The following is a 16,950-nucleotide window of genomic DNA, read 5'->3' as shown; positions in this document are numbered from 1 at the left end:
CTAAGCGTCTCGGGTTCAAGAGGAAGCTATCAGCGATTGTCTGGGAGGATTGAATAGACAAAACCTTGTCGAGGTTGACCGTTAAAGAGATAGCGGTTTGGAGCGCTGACTTCGTATTGAGCACCACACGATTCCGCTAACTTTTGACTCGGCTTATTCTCCGGATCGCACACCACCTCGATGCGAGTCACTTTTAGTTGAGAAAAGCAAAATTCAACTAATGAATCGAAGGCTTCTTTGGCATAGCCTTGTTTCTGATAAGCATCGCTTAGCCAGTAGCCGAGGCTTGCCATGTTGAAGGTATGGTAGAGTTCGTTAATGGCGACCATGCCAATCAGCGCATTATCACATCGGCGGTATACGCCAAATCCATAGGCTTCTGATTTCACCCAATTGAGGCGCGTAGCTAGAATGAATCTCTCTGCTTCTTTGGTTGAAAATTGGGCATGGCACCAGTCTATCCAGCGGTGTAGGCTCGGAGAGCTTGTGACGCAATCAGCCAACTTGGTAGCATCTTCTTGTGGAATGAGCTTTAAGACAAGCCGAGGGGTAATGATGTGGTAGTCTGGGCTCATATCAGTCCTTGATAGTAAAACAGCCCTATCTAGGGCTGCTTGTTATTTGGTTTTATTCTGCTTACTGAGCGACTCGACGTACTTGAATGATCATACCGAGTAGTGGGTGATCTAGGAAATGGGTTTCAGTACTTCGCATGCGTCGTTTTTGATCCATCCGGTAACTCTTTAAGAATTCCTCGGTATGAAGAGTTGGAGTAACGTCTTCCATTAAGCCAGCCTGAACTGGCTCATCTGTGAGTGTGTTTTCGGTCGTTGTTAAATCTACAGGCTTGGACTCGAAAGAGACTTCACGAACGCTCGGAGACTTCAAATCTAGTTTTAAGTCTGCATAAAGGTAGTGCTCGACGTAAACCTGAAGCTTACCATCTAACTCATAGAGTGGTTTAGCGATAGTTTCTTCTGTTACGCCATCAATAACTTCCGTACCTGCAGAGTATCTTTGTGAACCGTCAGCGTTAAACTGGCCGGAAAAATCGCGTCCAGCTTGAATGTGAAATGTAGGGGCAACGTGACGGTTACCATCTCCTTGACGCCAAGCGGTATGTAGTAAGACTTTGAAACCCGCATGATTTTTCAACTTCTGAACCTGAGAGTTCAGCTTATAAGACGAAGCTGGTAGAAGCTCTACTCCTTTTCGCGTGCGATAGTTGGCATCATTTAAGTTACCCACCTTGTTCATGGAAATCTCAGGGAGCGAGTTCGGCCAAGATTCAGCGGTTTGCTCAGGGTTAACCGCACGCTTAAAAATGATCACTTCTATATCAAATTGGCGCTGTGCCCATGACGGCATAGCAACAACAAGAAGTAGTAGCGGGATCAGCTTTTTCATTACAACTCCATAATCAGGTGAATACACCTTGGAAAATTAGTCAACCTGATTGAATCAGGCTTGTGGCAGTAGGTTCAGCTTGAACTCAGACAACATGTCACCGACAAATTGAATTCTCTTACGTCTGTCGACCAATGGTACCGTAAACTTGAACTTAGTTGGGCCTTCCATTGCGAATTTTTGTGGCTGAGATTGCAATAGTTTAACTAAATACGCTGGATTTATGTCAGCGTCAGGATAGAACTCGATGAATCCGCCTTTGTCATGCGCTTCTATTTTCTTGACTTTAATAGAGGCCGCTTCAAGTTTCATTTCTGATACTGAAAGTAAATTTTTAGTGGCATCCGGTAATAGCCCAAAGCGGTCTATTAACTCGATTTTGAGATCATCGAGTTCAGCTTTATCGGACACGCTGGCTATTTGCTTATACATCGAAAGGCGGGTGTTGATATCCGGTATGTAGTCATCTGGAAGCAGGGCAGGTAAACGCATTTCAACTTCCGTTTGCTCTCTGAGTAACTCATCCAGAGACGGTTCTTTGCCTTCTTTTAATGCTTCGACTGCTTGCTCAAGCATTTCCATGTACAAAGTAAAACCGACCGACTGTATCTGTCCGCTTTGCTCATCACCAAGGAGTTCTCCGGCACCACGAATTTCAAGGTCGTGAGTGGCAAGGGTAAAGCCCGCACCAAGATCCTCGAGTGAAGCGATGGCATCAAGGCGTTTGATAGCGTCTTTCGTCATTGCTTTAGGGTGAGGCGTAAGTAGGTAAGCGTAAGCTTGATGGTGCGAGCGCCCCACACGACCGCGAAGCTGGTGCAGTTGCGCAAGGCCCAGGTTGTCAGCTCTGTCCATAATAATAGTGTTAGCTGTTGGGACATCGATGCCTGTTTCAATGATAGTTGTACACACCAGTAGATTAAATCGCTGGTGGTAGAAGTCATTCATAATTCGCTCAAGTTCGCGCTCTCGCATTTGGCCGTGGGCGACGGTGACTCGGGCTTCTGGGACCAGTTTCTCCAAGTCAGCGGCCACTTTTTCGATGGTTTCTACCTGATTATGTAGGAAATACACCTGACCACCGCGCATGATTTCACGTAGCACGGCTTCTCTGACTACGGCATCGTCATTTTGGCGAACAAAGGTTTTTATTGCTAAGCGTCGAGCTGGAGGCGTGGCTATGATGGATAGATCACGCATGCCGCTCATTGCCATGTTCAAAGTCCGTGGAATTGGTGTTGCAGTGAGAGTCAGAATATCTACATCCGCGCGCATAGCCTTCATTTGTTCTTTCTGGCGTACGCCAAACCGGTGTTCTTCGTCGACAATTAACAGGCCGAGGTCTTTGAATTTGATGTCATTAGACAGCAGTTTGTGAGTGCCGACCACTAAGTCGACTTTGCCGTCTTCAATATCTTGTAAAACTTGCTTCTGTTCTTTGGCAGTTTTAAAACGTGACAGGACTTCAACGCGGATGGGTAAGTTGGCAAAACGATCTCTGAAGTTTTCGAAGTGTTGCTGGGCGAGTAACGTCGTTGGGACTAATACCGCTACTTGTTTGCCGTTATCTGTTGCAACGAAAGCAGCACGCATGGCAACTTCTGTTTTACCGAAGCCGACATCACCACACACCAATCGATCCATGGCTTTAGCTTGACACATGTCAGACATCACAGCGTTGATCGCCATGGATTGATCGTCGGTTTCTTCAAATGGGAAGCCTGCTTTGAACGTGGCGTATTGATCTCTGTCTAGGGCAAACTTGTATCCTGGCTTGAGCTCGCGCTTAGCGTATACATCCAAAAGCTCAGCCGCGACATCGCGTACTTTTTCCGCTGCTTTACGTCGCGCTTTTGCCCATGCCTCACCGCCTAACTTGTGTAGAGGAGCGGATTCTTCCGCGCCCCCCGAGTAGCGGCTGATTAAGTTCAGTGCAGATACAGGCACGTAAAGCTTGGCGTCATTTTGGTATTCAAGCGTAACGTATTCGGTTGTCATACCGCCGGCTTCAAGTGTTTGCAGGCCTATATAACGTCCAATGCCGTGGTCAATATGAACTACGGGCTGACCTGGTTTGAGCTCGGCGAGGTTACGAATAACCGCATCACTATTGGTTGCCTTTCGGTCTTTACGACGACGTTGAATGACTCGGTCGCCAAGTAAGTCGCTTTCGCATATCAAGGCAAGCTGATGCTCGCCAAATAAAAAACCATGTTCCGAAGCGCCGAGCACTAAGGCGAACTTATCTTTGCTCTCCATGGCAGCTGAAAAGCTATGATGCTCAACGGGACGAAGTTTTATTCGTTGTAAAAGTTCAAGAAGGGCCTCTCGACGGCCTTCTGACTCGACAGAAAAAATGATCTTACCAGTGAAACTTTCGCTGAACTGACGAAGTGCCGACATGGGTTCTTTGTTTTGGTGTTGAACCGCTAAGTCTGGTAGAGCCTGAATCGCTGGGTTAGTTCGACCTTGCTTTTCTACAACGGCATCACTTGAAAGCTGCACTTGTGGCAGAGATTTGAACTGGCTAAATAGCTCGTCTTTTTTCAGCCACAGCTCTTCAGGTGGCAATAAAGGTCGCAGAGGATCGATTTTGCGTTGATCGTAGCGATAGTCTACATCCGCAAGAAAATGATCCACAGCATCTTCTAAGTTGCCGACCGTAATCAGTTGGCTATCATCTGCGATGTAATCAAACAGTGTTTCAGTTTGTTCAAAAAAGAGCGGCTGCCAGTATTCTATGCCTGCAGGCCAAGTCCCTTTCGAGACTTGTATATAGACGGATTCGGGTTCGCGCCTAGCTTCAAACCTTTGGCGCCAGCGAATACGGAAGTCCTCAATTGCGCTTTCAGTGGTTGGAAATTCATGGGCTGGCAATAGACGAATTTCCTGAACGTCTTCAATAGAGCGCTGATTTTCTGGATCGAAAGTGCGGATAGTATCGATCTCATCATCGAAAAAGTCGATTCTAAATGGGTCATTAGCTCCCATAGGGAAGAGGTCGAGAATAGAACCACGACTGGCATATTCTCCAGGCCCAAAGACCTGTTCGACATGTCGGTAGCCAGATTTTTCTAACTGAATACGCAGCTTTTCAAGAGAGTAAAGGTCACCAACTTTGACCATCAGTGTGTGTTGCAACAAAAAGTCCCGAGGAGACTGCCTTTGCAACAAGGTACTCACCGGAACGATGGTAATACCACTGGTTTGAGTCGGTAATTGGTATAGACGCGCAATACGATCGGAAATGATTTCCTGATGTGGTGAAAAGTTATCGTATGGCAAGGTTTCCCAATCAGGGAACAGTGCGATCTCTTGGTCAGTAAACTGCTCAACTTCTTGCAACAGTTTCAATGCTGTTTGCGGATCGGCAACAGCCAATAATGTATGGCTGGAGTGTAGATTAGCAAGTTCAGCAATCGCAAGCGCCAGGCTGGCGCCCTGCAGGTTACCGACCTGTTTTTTATCTCCGGCGCCTGTCGGGCTAGCCAGATTGAAAAGCGATGTAATAGGCATAATAGAATTATTGTTTGTCGCGGTTTAGTGAACGTTGACGAAGTAATTTTTGTTGCTGATAGAGAGCGGCTTTGATCAGAAGGTCTTCATCCTGATCACGCAATAGGTCGTATTTTACCGTAATAATATACTGGTCGTCTTGTGCTTGACAGTTTTCAACGTGGCCGTAGCAATAGATGGCTGCGGATGGGTGTTCCATGAACATTTTGACGCGAGCTTTGGTATTTAATTCAAGCCTGTGATTTGTGGTGTAGCTGAATTTACTGGCGCCAAAAGACAAGGTCTGATGCCTGTATTGCTCATCATCTTGCTGAGAAAGCATAAAGGTTAACAGTAAATTTAGCTTTGCATTTTGAGTATCCAATAACTCAATCACATGCCTGAAATCATTATTCTTTAGTTCGGCACGAGCGTTGTCGTTTAGAAGGTCAAGGTGGCTGAACTCACTGGCGACTAAAAACGGTGCAGGAATTTCACTTTCAAACTGATCATAACTCGGAAATGCTCCGTCTTGAGCCAATGGCTCCACATTAACGGTCATTTTGTGGTGAACAGTGAAGTATTCTTGATCAGACATGTGAAAATTCCTTTAGGTTATCCTTTGATTATCGCTATAAGAAGCAACTAATCAAGGTATGTCATTGTTTATCACACATTTTGACGTCTAATTGGCATTTAGGGGCTACAACCTCTAGCTATAAATCGTTACAGTATCGCTTATCAAACGTTATTGGTTTTATATATGTTCCATCCGGTTTCCACCTTTATTGGCTTACGCTACTTACGCGGCCGCTCAGGTGATAGGTTCAGCCGTTTTGTTTCCTACATGTCTACCGCAGGTATCACGATTGGTGTGATGGCTCTCGTGACGGTGCTTTCAGTGATGAACGGCTTTGAAGCGCAGCTTAAAGGGCGCATTTTAGGTGTCTTGCCTCAGGCGATTGTGTCTGAAGTGGATGGCAAAACGCCTTATACTGAACAAGCTCCTGATTTCGCCAAGCAGTTATCGACAGCTGCGCATCCTGAGCCCATTGTACAAAGCGAAGCTGTGGTTCAAAGCTCTGACAATCTTTCCGCAGGCCTACTAATTGGCATTAAACCTAGTGATCGTGACCCTATTGAGTCGCATTTGGTTGCTGGTCGGTTGTCATCTTTGCAAGCAGGCAAATATCAGGTGTTCATTGGGCATACTTTAGCGAGAGCAATAGATGTTTCGCTTGGTGACAAGGTTCGTTTAATGGTCACAAGTGCCAGCCAGTTTACGCCACTTGGTCGAATTCCAAGTCAACGCATATTTACCGTTGCGGGTATTTATAACACGGGGTCAGATGTCGATGGTCAGTTAATGTTGACTCATATTGATGATGCGGCACGATTGTTACGTTTCAAAAAAGACACGATTACGGGCTGGCGATTGTTTTTTGATGATCCTTTTGTGGTTGGCGAGCTCAGTAAGATGCCTCTTCCTGACAGTTGGCAATGGCAGGATTGGAGAGATCAACGAGGTGAACTGTTTCAGGCGGTCCGAATGGAAAAGAATATGATGGGCTTAATGTTAGGTTTAATCATTGGCGTCGCTGCCTTCAACATTATTTCGGCTCTGATTATGGTTGTAATGGAAAAGCAGTCAGAAGTGGCGATTTTGAAAACTCAAGGAATGACAGATAGACAAATTCTGGCGATTTTTATGGTCCAGGGTGCGAGCAGTGGTGTCATTGGCTCGCTCATGGGCGGGACTTTGGGTGTTCTACTCGCCAACAACCTTAATACGTTACTTGATGGTGCAGGGGTTGCTTTGTTCGCAGTAGGCGGCCAGTTGCCGATCGTTATCAACCCTATTCAAATAGCTATCGTGGTTGTTCTTGCTATTGCACTCAGTCTACTGGCAACACTTTTTCCGTCTTTTCGTGCATCTTCCGTTAAACCAGCTGAGGCTTTGAGATATGAGTAACCTGCTTCAATGTCATAATATTTGTAAAACCTATCGCGAGGGTTCTCTGGATACTCAAGTACTTAAAGGGGTCAGTTTCGAACTGAAGAAAGGTGAGTTAGTCTCCATTATTGGCTCTTCAGGCTCAGGAAAAAGTACTTTGTTGCATATTTTAGGAGCGTTGGATGATACCACTCAGGGAGAAGTCACTTTTTTAGGGCAGAACTTGTCTCAGTTGAGTTCGAATAAACAAGCTAAGCTTCGCAACCAGCATCTTGGCTTTGTTTATCAGTTTCATCACCTGTTGGCGGACTTTAGTGCGCTGGAAAATGTTGCTATGCCACTGCTTATTGGTGGAACTAAAACAGCCAAGGCGAAAGAGGCGGCAAAAGCGCTGCTGGACAAAGTCGGTTTGAGTCATCGTATTGATCATCGTCCTTCAGAGCTTTCTGGTGGTGAACGGCAGCGTGTCGCTATTGCTCGAGCACTAGTCAATAATCCGGCCCTTGTTTTAGCAGATGAACCCACGGGTAACTTAGATCACAAAACAGCGCTCGCTATTTATGATCTGATGCGCGAATTGAATGAGCAATCCGGTACCGCTTTCTTGGTCGTGACTCATGATGGGGAGTTGGCTAGCAAGATGGACCGTCAATTACACATGCAAGATGGTTTGCTACTCAATGTGCAGGAGGCGTAATTTGTTCTCATCTCTTTCCCTGTTTATTGGTGGTCGCTTTAGCCGAGCAAAACAGCGCAACAAAATGGTGTCGTTTATTTCCTTGTCTTCCACGATTGGTATTGCGGTTGGTGTGGCAGTGATCATCATTGGTTTGTCGGCAATGAATGGGTTTGAGCGCGAGTTAAAAAATCGCGTGTTATCGGTGATCGCTCATGGTGAGTTTGAAGGAGTTCGCGGGCCGATAGAGGGATGGCTGTCTGTGGTTGAGCAAGCGGAGAAACACCCTAAAGTAGAAGCAGCAGCGCCCTACGTAAAGATCACAGCTTTGGCGGAAAAAGGTCAACAGCTTAAAGCGCTTGAAGTCAGAGGTATCGATCCCGAACAAGAGTCAGCGGTTTCTAATATGAGCCAATACATCGATGCTCAAGTGTGGAAGCAGTTTAGAGCTGGAGATAAGCAAGTCATTCTGGGTCAAGGGGTAGCAAAGCTATTAGGTGTTTCTCAAGGCGATTATATTACGCTTATGATCCCGACATCGGGTTCGACTACCAAGGTTCAGGCTCCTAAACGCGTTCGTGTCAGAGTGGTGGGATTACTTAAACTTAATGGGCAGATTGATCATAATTTAGCATTGGTTCCTCTGAAAGATGCTCAGCAGTACGCTAAGTTGGGTGAGGCCGTTACGGGGGTCTCTTTAAGAGTCTCTGATGTCTTGAATGCAACGCAAATTGTCCGAGAGGCAGGGAATACACTGAACGTCTATGTTTATTTGCGTAGCTGGCAACAGACGTACGGTTTTCTGTATCGTGACATCCAGCTTGTACGAACAATTATGTATGTAGTTATGGTACTCGTCATTGGCGTCGCAAGTTTTAATATTGTCTCTACACTAATGATGGCGGTGAAAGATCGCGCTTCAGAGATTGCAATATTACGAACCATGGGAGGAAGTGATGGTCTCATCAAGCGTATTTTTGTCTGGCAAGGAGTCTTCTCTGGAGTGCTCGGTAGTCTAGTCGGAAGTGTCTGTGGCGTTTTAGTGGCAGCGAATTTAACTGAACTGATCAAAGGTCTCGAGGGGTTAGTTGGACACCAGTTCTTATCTGGTGATATCTATTTTGTTGATTTTCTTCCTTCTCAAATCAACTTATCAGATGTGGGGTTGGTTTCAGGAACGGCAATCGTTTTAAGTCTACTCGCGACTTGGTACCCAGCATCGCGTGCCAGCAAACTCAACCCCGCTGCTGTATTAAGCGCAAAATAGAAGTGCTAACGAAAAAAGGACCTAAGTGGTCCTTTTTCATTTTTAGTCGACATAACCGTTTCATGTTCTACTAAGTTTGGTCGAATTCTGGTCATATCAACTTCTACTTCTTAAGCAACCCGCCTAATCTAATCTTTCGTTGTTGCCAGCTACGCACAACAGAGTATCGCCACAGAGCTGTAATACCAAAGTAGCCAGCAATTGCAGAGGCGATACCGCAAATAATGCAGCCAAGTAGGAAAGGGGGGCCGATAGTGCTCATCTGATGCAAGATAAACTCCCACGATAACTCAAAGTGAAAAGCCTGTGGAGGAGTGTGCATCACCCAAGCGCCCACTTTGTACGCAAAATAAAACAGCACTGGCATGGTAATGGGGTTACTTACCCAAACTAAAGCCACGGATAAAGGAAGATTAACGCCACAAAGAATGGCCAAGCCAGCGGACATGATCATCTGGCTAGGGAGAGGAACGAAAGCCATAAATAGGCCAACAGCAAATGCCCCAGACGCAGAGCGCCGGTTTAGACACCATAGGTTTGGGTTGTACAGCACGTTGCCAAAAATTTTGAGTGCTTTCTGACGCTTTATTACTTCGTGGTCAGGCATAAAGCGTTTGATGAATTTTCTTGGCATAGGGAAATATGACTCTCTACTTTAATTACTGGACGCTTATTTCGTTCTCTTTCCTTATATCAACCGCTCAATTTTGGTGGTACATGCCATCATGGGAGTGGTTGTTTCCCTGTCTCTTGACCCTGATGCTCAGCATAAGCTCAAAATCGCTGAGGTGGTGTGCTGGTTTTGTATTCGCATGCTTGATACTCGTGGTACACAGTAACCTTTTACGTCACCAGCAAGCAATCCTTTTCCAAGCTGGTCAGGATATTACCATAAATGCGAAGGTTGACAGCTTTTTTAAGCAAATAAGTCACGGTTTTCAAGGGGAAGCTGTGGTGAGATCAATTAACGGTAAAGACTTACACATTTTATTGAGGCCTAGAATATGGCTTGCCTCACCTGACATGCTTACCCCAGGTGATGAGATCACCGCGAGAGTTAAGCTTAAGCCTATTGCCGGTTTACTCAATGAGGTTGGTTTCGATCGCGAAACGTATGCGTTACAAAAGCGTATTGTGGGTAAAGCTACCGTCAAAGTGAAAGCGAATTATTGGGTTCGACAGTTAAGTACTATTCGCTATAGCTTGTATCAGCAAGTTGCGGACTCTATAGATCTCCTGCCAAGCCGTGGGATAATTTTGGCCCTGACGTTTGGCGTTCGTGATGCTCTGACCGCTGAGTTAAAAGAACACTTAAAAGCCAGTGGGCTCAGTCATCTCATCGCTATTTCGGGGTTACATATTGGCATTGTTTTTTATGTCGGTTGGTTGTTAGGAAAGTGGGTTTTAAGAGCTTTGCCTAAAGCAGTACATGCTCCCTTTGTCATTGCGATTGCATTAGCAAGTACATACGCATGGTTAGCCGGGTTTTCCATTCCCACTCAAAGAGCACTTTGGGCATGTTGCTTAATGGTACTCTTGCAAGTCTCCTTTAAGCGTCTTCCTGCTAGCTACAAGTGGCTGATGATTCTATCTTGGTTGCTGATGCTTGACCCATTTTCATCGACGTCTTCTAGCCTCTGGTTATCCATGTGGGCCGTCGCGATTATTCTTATTTTTGTTTCATTACATCCACGCGCAAGTTGGATAAATGCACTACGACTACAACTGGTATTAGTGGTCGGAATGACTCCGCTTGTTGCGGCTTCTTTTTATGGTCTTAGTTTAAGTAGCTTTTTATACAATTTAGTCTTTGTTCCTTGGTTCAGTTTCATTGTGGTCCCAATGACATTGTTGGCGTTGATGATGGAGTGCCTGTTGAACGCATCTTTTATGTGGGGATGGGTCGATGTAGTTTTAAAGCCAGTATTGTTTGTAATTCCCCTTGCTGAGAATGGTTGGGTGACTCTTAGCCAACACCAAATAACTTTATTATTTCTGGGATTTTTCTTCTTGGTGCTGACTCACTGGCTAAGCCGTCTAGGCATGGCAGCTATAGTGATTTGCTTGTTTATCCATACTATCAACTGGAGGACTCCCCCAGTATGGCAAGTCTTTGTTTTAGATGTTGGTCACGGCTTAGCCATTGTAGTGAAGCAAGGTTCTCACGCCATTGTTTATGACACAGGTATGGCTTGGAGCGGAAGTAGTATCGCAGAGCAAGTGATCACTCCTTTTCTCCACTACCATGGAGTCGATGAGATTGATATGTTGATTATATCTCATTCGGATAAGGACCATTCAGGAGGAATGGAACATCTCATTCAATATTGGCAACCAAAAAAACTGATTGCAAGTCAGCAAATAACGGGTGCTCAAGCCTGCCTTAGAGAGAGTCATTTACAGTGGGGAAACCTAGAGTTGGAGTTTTTGTGGCCATCCAATGCGGTCAAGCGAGCATACAACCCGCATTCTTGCGTTGTACGACTTTTTCATCCTGAGCTCCAGCAATCCGTTTTGTTATCTGGCGATGTGGATGCCATTGTTGAGTGGCTGCTGGTAAGAGAGGCTGAGTTACTTGACAGTGACATTCTCATTGCTCCTCATCATGGCAGCCGAACTTCATCAACTCCCCGTTTTATAGAATCAGTTAGTCCAGAATTAGCCATAGGCTCAACGGCAAAAGCAGGGAAGTGGTTATTGCCTCATCCAAGTGTTGTAAAAAGATACCAAAACTTAGGGGTTCAATGGCTCGACACTGGCAGTGCTGGACAAATTAGCATCAGCTTTTATCCACTAGAGTGGAAAGTGGAGGCAATCAGAGCAAGGAAAGGTCGGGCTTGGTATAGGCAGACGCTACGTAAGGGGGTAGAATAGCGCGAATATTGTAAGAAAAATAAGCAGTTCTATGTCTCTTAATCAAGATGAAACGACCCTGCAGACTTTTAAGCGTCTCTGGACCTATATTCGCCTGTACAAAGCGGGTCTCGCTGTCGCGGTCGTTGCTCTCATTATCAATGCGGTTGCGGATACTTACATGGTATCGCTACTAAAACCTCTACTGGATGAAGGTTTTGGGGATACCGAATCTAATTTTCTTCGCACGCTGCCTTTCATTGTTTTTGGCATGATGGTTCTTCGAGGACTGAGTGGATTTGTTTCTGCCTACTGTTTGAGTTGGGTATCAGGCAACGTCGTTATGTTAATGCGTCGGCGGATCTTTAGTCAGTTTATGCATATGCCAGTGTCTTATTTTGATAAAGAATCCACAGGTGGGTTGCTGTCTCGCATTACTTATGACTCAGAGCAGGTAGCAGGTGCCACCAGTCGAGCCCTAGTCAGTATTGTTCGTGAAGGTGCAAGTATTATCGGTTTACTGGTACTGATGTTTTGGAATAGCTGGCAACTGTCACTGGTACTTTTCATTGTCGCACCACTTGTCGCTTGGGCCATTGGTATTGTTTCAAAGCGGTTCCGTAAGATATCTAAGAGTATGCAAGACACTATGGGGCATGTGACTGCATCTGCGGAACAGATGTTAAAAGGGCATAAGGTCGTACTAAGTTATGGAGGCCAGGGGGTTGAACGAGAGCGCTTTGATACTGTGAGCAACCAAATGCGCCAGCAGTCGATGAAGCTGGTTGCTGCACAAGCCATTGCCAACCCTGTGATTCAGATCATTGCTTCTATCGCCTTGGTTGTGGTGCTTTTCTTAGCGAGTGTGGATTCGATTAAAGAACAGCTGACACCCGGTACCTTCACGGTCGTCTTTTCCGCTATGTTTGGACTATTACGTCCACTGAAAGCTCTCACCAATGTGACTTCAGAGTTTCAGCGAGGTATGGCGGCGAGCCAAACCTTGTTTGCCTTAATGGACTTGGAAACAGAGCAAGACAACGGTCAGTATGAGACTGACAAAGCTCGTGGCGAAGTGACTGTAAAAAATGTGACGTTTACTTATGAAGGGAAAGAAGCTCCAGCACTGAGAAATGTGAGCTTTAGTATACCAAAAGGCAAAACAGTCGCCCTTGTTGGTCGTTCTGGTTCGGGTAAGAGTACCATTGCTAACCTCTTTACCCGTTTTTATGACGTTGATTCAGGCAGCATCGAATTAGATGGTCATGATATTCGGGATTACAAGCTGACCAACCTCCGTAGTCATTTTGCGCTGGTTTCGCAAAATGTGCATTTATTTAACGACACCATTGCCAATAACATCGCTTATGCTGCCACTGAGGATTACAGCCGTGAGCAGATTGAAGAAGCTGCTCGCTTAGCTTATGCGATGGACTTTATCGATAATATGGATGATGGGCTGGATACCATTATTGGTGAAAACGGGACAAGCCTTTCCGGCGGTCAGCGTCAGCGTATCGCCATTGCCCGCGCTTTATTGCGTGATGCACCAGTTTTGATTCTCGATGAAGCGACCTCTGCACTTGATACCGAGTCAGAAAAGGCTATTCAGTCAGCATTAGATGAGCTTCAGAAGAACAAAACGGTGCTTGTGATTGCGCATAGATTATCTACGATTGAAAAGGCCGATGAGATTCTGGTCGTTGACGAAGGTGAGATCGTTGAGCGTGGTGATCATGCCACCTTGATAGAGAAAGACGGCGCGTATGCGCAACTGCATCGAATTCAGTTTGGTGCTTAAACGGTGATTGAAAAAATCTGGTTTGAAAACCATCCTATTCGCTATGTTCTGTGGCCCTTGTTGTGGCCACTTAGCCGAGTTTTTTGGATGATAAGCCGAGCTCGGCGTCAAGCATTTCAATCGGGTAAAAAAGACAGCTATAAAGCGCCTATACCTGTTGTAGTCGTGGGTAATATTACCGCTGGTGGTAATGGTAAAACACCTGTTGTGATTTGGCTGGTGGAGAAACTCCAAGCAATGGGATATTCACCAGGGGTCGTTTCTCGCGGTTATGGCGCTAAAGCGCCGTGCTATCCTCTGCTAGTGGAAGAGCAAACATCGACCAAGCATTGTGGTGATGAGCCTAAACTTATTTTCAAGCGCACCGGAGTGCCTGTTGCAGTATCTCCTGTGCGCAGTGATGCCGTGAAAACTTTGCTTCCTCTTGACGTAGATATTGTCATTACTGATGATGGTTTACAGCACTACGCACTACAAAGAGATGTTGAGATTGTGGTGGTAGATGGCCATCGTCGATTTGGCTGTGAACAGCTCATACCTCTTGGCCCTCTACGTGAACCAACAGAGCGGTTAGCCTCGGTTGACTTCATTATCACCAATGGTGGTCAGGCAAGAGAGAATGAAGCTGCCATGACATTGACACCTAAGCTTGCTGTTAACCTGAAAACAGGAGAAACAGTGCCTGTAAGCCATTTAGACCTGCTCGTTGCGATAGCTGGCATTGGGCATCCTCCTAGGTTTTTTAACACGTTGGAGGCTCTTGGCGCGTCTCCTGTTGTAACCCAAGGTTTTGCCGACCACAAAGATTTTGAACCGTCAGAGTTGAGAGCCTTGGCAAGTCAAGGCCAACATTTGATTATGACAGAGAAAGATGCAGTAAAATGCGCGAGCTATGCAGAGCTAAACTGGTGGTATCTTCCGGTCACTGCTAGTTTTAGTGCTCTAGATGAGACGCGTATTTTGAGTAAGATTAAAGAGGTTAAGGAAAAGTATGGATCACCGTCTGCTTGAGATTGTTGCTTGCCCAGTGTGTAAAGGCAAACTAACGTTTGATAAAGATAAACAAGAACTGATCTGCAAGTTAGATCGCCTTGCTTACCCTATCAAAGAAGGTATTCCTGTTTTGTTGGAACCAGAAGCGCGCGAGATGAGCATGGAAGAGGGGCGATAATGTCGTTTACCGTTGTCATACCCGCGCGATACGAGTCCACTCGTCTGCCCGGTAAACCATTAGCTGATATTAGTGGGAAGCCAATGGTTCAGTGGGTTTATGAGCAGTCTTTACAAGCCGGTGCAGAAAAAGTCATTGTGGCAACAGATGATGTGCGAGTTGAGAATGCTGTTAAAGCATTTGGTGGTGAGGTTTGTATGACATCTGCAGAACATGAATCAGGAACTGAGCGTTTAGCTGAAGTCGTTAAGGTCATGAAGATTCCAGATGATCATGTGATCGTGAATGTTCAGGGGGATGAACCGCTGATCCCGCCTACCATTATTACGCAGGTGGCTAATAACCTTGCTGCAAGCCAAGCTCCAATGGCGACCCTAGCGGTAGAAATCTCACATGAAGACGAAGTTTTTAACCCGAATGCTGTGAAAGTTCTAACGGATAAAGATGGTTATGCGATGTATTTTAGTCGTGCAACTATACCTTGGGATCGAGATAATTTTGCCAATGGTGGAAAAACGGTTGCTCAACCTCTGATGCGTCACATAGGAATATATGCCTATCGTGCTGGTTTCATTAATACCTATATCAACTGGGAACCAACCACTCTAGAGAAAATCGAAAGCTTAGAGCAACTTCGTGTACTTTGGTATGGTGAGAAAATTCATGTTGAAGTGGCGAAAGAAGCGCCTCCAGCAGGAGTGGACACACCAGAAGACTTAGAGGTAGTGAGAAAACTCATTGCTAACAAATAATGAAAGGCCCCAGCGGGGCCTTTTTTATGGTTAGATTTTACCATCGTAGTCGTTGCGTTTAGGGCAAGTACCGAGAATCTCTCTTCTACCTGACTCTTTGACCTCTTCAAGAATGACATCAAACCCCCAAAGGCGATATAAATGCTTCAAGACTTCATCATAGCTATCGTCAAGTGGAATACGGTCATGTGGCACATACTGTAGTGTGAGTGAACGATCGCCTCTAACATCGACATTGAAGACCTGAATATTCGGCTCAAGGCTGCTTAAGTTGTATTGGCCTGCCAATTTTTCACGAATGTCCCGATAACCAAGGTCATTGTGGATAGCCGTGACTTCGACGTAGTTCTTCCTATCATCATCGGTAATGGCAAAAAGCTTAAAATCACGCATTAGTTTAGGAGAGAGATATTGACTGATGAAGCTTTCGTCTTTGAAGTTTTTCATTGCAAAGTGAACGGCCTCGAGCCAATCCGTTCCCGCGAGCTCTGGGAACCATTCTTTATCTTCGTCAGTAGGTTCTTCACAGATTCTGCGAATATCACGGAACATAGCGAAGCCTAAAGCGTAAGGGTTAATGCCGCTGAAGTAAGGGCTGTTATAGGCAGGTTGAGCCACCACACTGGTATGACTGTGAAGGAACTCTAAAATGAAACGTTCAGTCACTAGCCCTTCGTCATACATGTGATTGAGTATGGTGTAATGCCAGAAGGTTGCCCACCCTTCGTTCATCACTTGAGTTTGTTTCTGAGGGTAGAAGTATTGGCTGATTTTTCGCACTATACGAACGATTTCTCGTTGCCAAGGTTCAAGTAGTGGTGCGTGTTTTTCAATAAAGTAGAGAATATTCTCTTGTGGCTCGGATGGGAATCGGATTTTCGATTCTTCTTGTTCTACTTTCCCTTTGGGCACGGTACGCCATAAGTCATTGACCTGAGATTGTAGATAAGCTTCTCGCTCTTCCTGACGCATTTTTTCTTCTGCAATAGAGATTTTTTCGGGGCGTTTATAACGGTCAACACCAAAATTCATCAGAGCGTGGCATGAATCCAATAAGTCTTCTACCTCTTGTACACCATATTTTTGTTCACATTCCGCAATGTAGTTTTTGGCAAACAGTAAGTAATCGATAATGGAGCTCGCATCTGTCCACGTTTGAAACAGGTAATTACCTTTAAAGAAGGAGTTGTGACCATAACATGCGTGCGCCATAACTAGTGCTTGCATAGTCACTGTGTTTTCTTCCATTAAGTAGGCGATACAAGGATCTGAATTGATAACAATTTCATACGCAAGTCCCATTTGACCATGTTTATAGCCTTGCTCCGTCTGGATGAATTTTTTGCCAAATGACCAGTGATTGTAGTTGATGGGCATACCGATACTTGAGTAAGCGTCCATCATCTGCTCTGACGTGATGACTTCGATCTGGTTAGGGTAGGTATCCAGACGATAGTGATCGGCGACACGTTTTATTTCTACGTGGTAGCGTTCAAGAAGGTCAAATGTCCAATCTGGGCCATCTGGCAGTGTCTTTTTCTTCGTTGCCTTTTTCGTTTTCGTTGTCATAGCGG

14 protein-coding genes are annotated in these 16,950 nt (G+C 45.5%); 8 read left to right on the top strand and 6 right to left on the bottom strand.

Going from position 1 to position 16,950, the window contains the following annotated elements; translation table 11 throughout:
* Positions 1 to 29: 29 nt before the first annotated feature.
* From CTT30_RS09475 to CTT30_RS09460, 4 genes are all read right to left on the bottom strand, one after another.
* Positions 30 to 575, bottom strand: coding sequence for a GNAT family N-acetyltransferase (locus tag CTT30_RS09475; protein WP_239837270.1), 546 nt, complete (start codon positions 573 to 575; stop codon positions 30 to 32).
* 61 nt (positions 576 to 636) lie between these two features.
* Positions 637 to 1,407 (bottom strand): peptidoglycan binding protein CsiV, encoded by a 771-nt coding sequence (locus CTT30_RS09470; RefSeq protein ID WP_239865878.1) that lies wholly within the window; start codon positions 1,405 to 1,407, stop codon positions 637 to 639.
* 54 nt (positions 1,408 to 1,461) lie between these two features.
* Positions 1,462 to 4,923 carry a transcription-repair coupling factor gene (mfd, locus tag CTT30_RS09465; RefSeq protein WP_252034912.1) on the bottom strand — a complete coding sequence of 1,154 codons (3,462 nt, stop codon included), beginning with the start codon at positions 4,921 to 4,923 and terminating at the stop codon, positions 1,462 to 1,464.
* A 7-nt stretch (positions 4,924 to 4,930) separates the two neighbouring features.
* Positions 4,931 to 5,500, bottom strand: coding sequence for a PilZ domain-containing protein (locus tag CTT30_RS09460; RefSeq protein ID WP_239876244.1), 570 nt, complete (start codon positions 5,498 to 5,500; stop codon positions 4,931 to 4,933).
* 165 nt (positions 5,501 to 5,665) lie between these two features.
* Between CTT30_RS09460 and lolC the strand changes: the two genes are divergently transcribed.
* From lolC to lolE, 3 genes are read left to right on the top strand one after another with little or no spacing between them, the layout of a single operon-like run.
* The gene (gene lolC / locus CTT30_RS09455; RefSeq protein WP_252034911.1) at positions 5,666 to 6,874 is read left to right on the top strand and encodes a lipoprotein-releasing ABC transporter permease subunit LolC; all 1,209 of its coding nucleotides are present in this window, start codon (positions 5,666 to 5,668) and stop codon (positions 6,872 to 6,874) included.
* Positions 6,867 to 7,553 (top strand): lipoprotein-releasing ABC transporter ATP-binding protein LolD, encoded by a 687-nt coding sequence (gene lolD / locus CTT30_RS09450; protein WP_239837265.1) that lies wholly within the window; start codon positions 6,867 to 6,869, stop codon positions 7,551 to 7,553. Before lolC ends, lolD begins: the two co-directional genes overlap by 8 nt.
* A 1-nt stretch (position 7,554) precedes the next feature.
* Positions 7,555 to 8,799 (top strand): lipoprotein-releasing ABC transporter permease subunit LolE, encoded by a 1,245-nt coding sequence (gene lolE / locus CTT30_RS09445; RefSeq protein WP_239865887.1) that lies wholly within the window; start codon positions 7,555 to 7,557, stop codon positions 8,797 to 8,799.
* A gap of 103 nt (positions 8,800 to 8,902) precedes the next feature.
* On the opposite strand, the gene CTT30_RS09440 is transcribed toward lolE, so the two are convergent.
* Positions 8,903 to 9,433 (bottom strand): DUF2062 domain-containing protein, encoded by a 531-nt coding sequence (locus CTT30_RS09440; protein ID WP_239837263.1) that lies wholly within the window; start codon positions 9,431 to 9,433, stop codon positions 8,903 to 8,905.
* 8 nt (positions 9,434 to 9,441) lie between these two features.
* On the opposite strand from CTT30_RS09440, the gene CTT30_RS09435 reads away from it, so the two are divergent.
* Genes CTT30_RS09435 through kdsB form a run of 5 tightly spaced genes read left to right on the top strand, consistent with a single transcriptional unit; the run spans position 9,442 to position 15,376 of the window.
* Positions 9,442 to 11,673 carry a DNA internalization-related competence protein ComEC/Rec2 gene (locus CTT30_RS09435; protein ID WP_252034909.1) on the top strand — a complete coding sequence of 744 codons (2,232 nt, stop codon included), beginning with the start codon at positions 9,442 to 9,444 and terminating at the stop codon, positions 11,671 to 11,673.
* Positions 11,674 to 11,704: 31 nt separating this feature from the next.
* Positions 11,705 to 13,453, top strand: coding sequence for a lipid A ABC transporter ATP-binding protein/permease MsbA (msbA, locus tag CTT30_RS09430; RefSeq protein WP_239837261.1), 1,749 nt, complete (start codon positions 11,705 to 11,707; stop codon positions 13,451 to 13,453).
* Positions 13,454 to 13,456: 3 nt separating this feature from the next.
* Positions 13,457 to 14,464: a tetraacyldisaccharide 4'-kinase gene (lpxK, locus tag CTT30_RS09425; protein ID WP_252034907.1), complete on the top strand. Its 1,008-nt coding sequence runs from the start codon at positions 13,457 to 13,459 to the stop codon at positions 14,462 to 14,464.
* Positions 14,445 to 14,624, top strand: coding sequence for a Trm112 family protein (locus CTT30_RS09420; protein WP_239837259.1), 180 nt, complete (start codon positions 14,445 to 14,447; stop codon positions 14,622 to 14,624). Before lpxK ends, CTT30_RS09420 begins: the two co-directional genes overlap by 20 nt.
* Positions 14,624 to 15,376: a 3-deoxy-manno-octulosonate cytidylyltransferase gene (gene kdsB / locus CTT30_RS09415; RefSeq protein ID WP_252034905.1), complete on the top strand. Its 753-nt coding sequence runs from the start codon at positions 14,624 to 14,626 to the stop codon at positions 15,374 to 15,376. Before CTT30_RS09420 ends, kdsB begins: the two co-directional genes overlap by 1 nt.
* A 30-nt stretch (positions 15,377 to 15,406) precedes the next feature.
* Here the strand turns inward: kdsB and CTT30_RS09410 are convergent, their stop codons facing one another.
* A complete protein-coding gene (locus CTT30_RS09410; protein WP_252034903.1) occupies positions 15,407 to 16,945 on the bottom strand; it encodes a SpoVR family protein in 1,539 nt (512 codons plus the stop codon).
* Positions 16,946 to 16,950: the final 5 nt, after the last annotated feature.

The organism is Vibrio coralliilyticus, assembly GCF_024449095.1.
Classification (GTDB): domain Bacteria; phylum Pseudomonadota; class Gammaproteobacteria; order Enterobacterales; family Vibrionaceae; genus Vibrio; species Vibrio coralliilyticus_A.
The sequence above is the reverse complement of the archived record's forward strand: the minus strand, read 5'-3'. Positions and strand labels throughout refer to the sequence as shown.

Excerpts from the sequence above, each read along its gene's own strand:
- CTT30_RS09475 (WP_239837270.1), bottom strand. The coding sequence starts at position 575 with ATGAGCCCAGACTACCACATCATTACCCCTCGGCTTGTCTTAAAGCTC.
- CTT30_RS09470 (WP_239865878.1), bottom strand. The coding sequence starts at position 1,407 with ATGAAAAAGCTGATCCCGCTACTACTTCTTGTTGTTGCTATGCCGTCA.
- mfd (WP_252034912.1), bottom strand. The coding sequence starts at position 4,923 with ATGCCTATTACATCGCTTTTCAATCTGGCTAGCCCGACAGGCGCCGGA.
- CTT30_RS09460 (WP_239876244.1), bottom strand. The coding sequence starts at position 5,500 with ATGTCTGATCAAGAATACTTCACTGTTCACCACAAAATGACCGTTAAT.
- lolC (WP_252034911.1), top strand. The coding sequence starts at position 5,666 with ATGTTCCATCCGGTTTCCACCTTTATTGGCTTACGCTACTTACGCGGC.
- lolD (WP_239837265.1), top strand. The coding sequence starts at position 6,867 with ATGAGTAACCTGCTTCAATGTCATAATATTTGTAAAACCTATCGCGAG.
- CTT30_RS09440 (WP_239837263.1), bottom strand. The coding sequence starts at position 9,433 with ATGCCAAGAAAATTCATCAAACGCTTTATGCCTGACCACGAAGTAATA.
- CTT30_RS09435 (WP_252034909.1), top strand. The coding sequence starts at position 9,442 with ATGACTCTCTACTTTAATTACTGGACGCTTATTTCGTTCTCTTTCCTT.
- msbA (WP_239837261.1), top strand. The coding sequence starts at position 11,705 with ATGTCTCTTAATCAAGATGAAACGACCCTGCAGACTTTTAAGCGTCTC.
- CTT30_RS09420 (WP_239837259.1), top strand. The coding sequence starts at position 14,445 with ATGGATCACCGTCTGCTTGAGATTGTTGCTTGCCCAGTGTGTAAAGGC.
- kdsB (WP_252034905.1), top strand. The coding sequence starts at position 14,624 with ATGTCGTTTACCGTTGTCATACCCGCGCGATACGAGTCCACTCGTCTG.
- CTT30_RS09410 (WP_252034903.1), bottom strand. The coding sequence starts at position 16,945 with ATGACAACGAAAACGAAAAAGGCAACGAAGAAAAAGACACTGCCAGAT.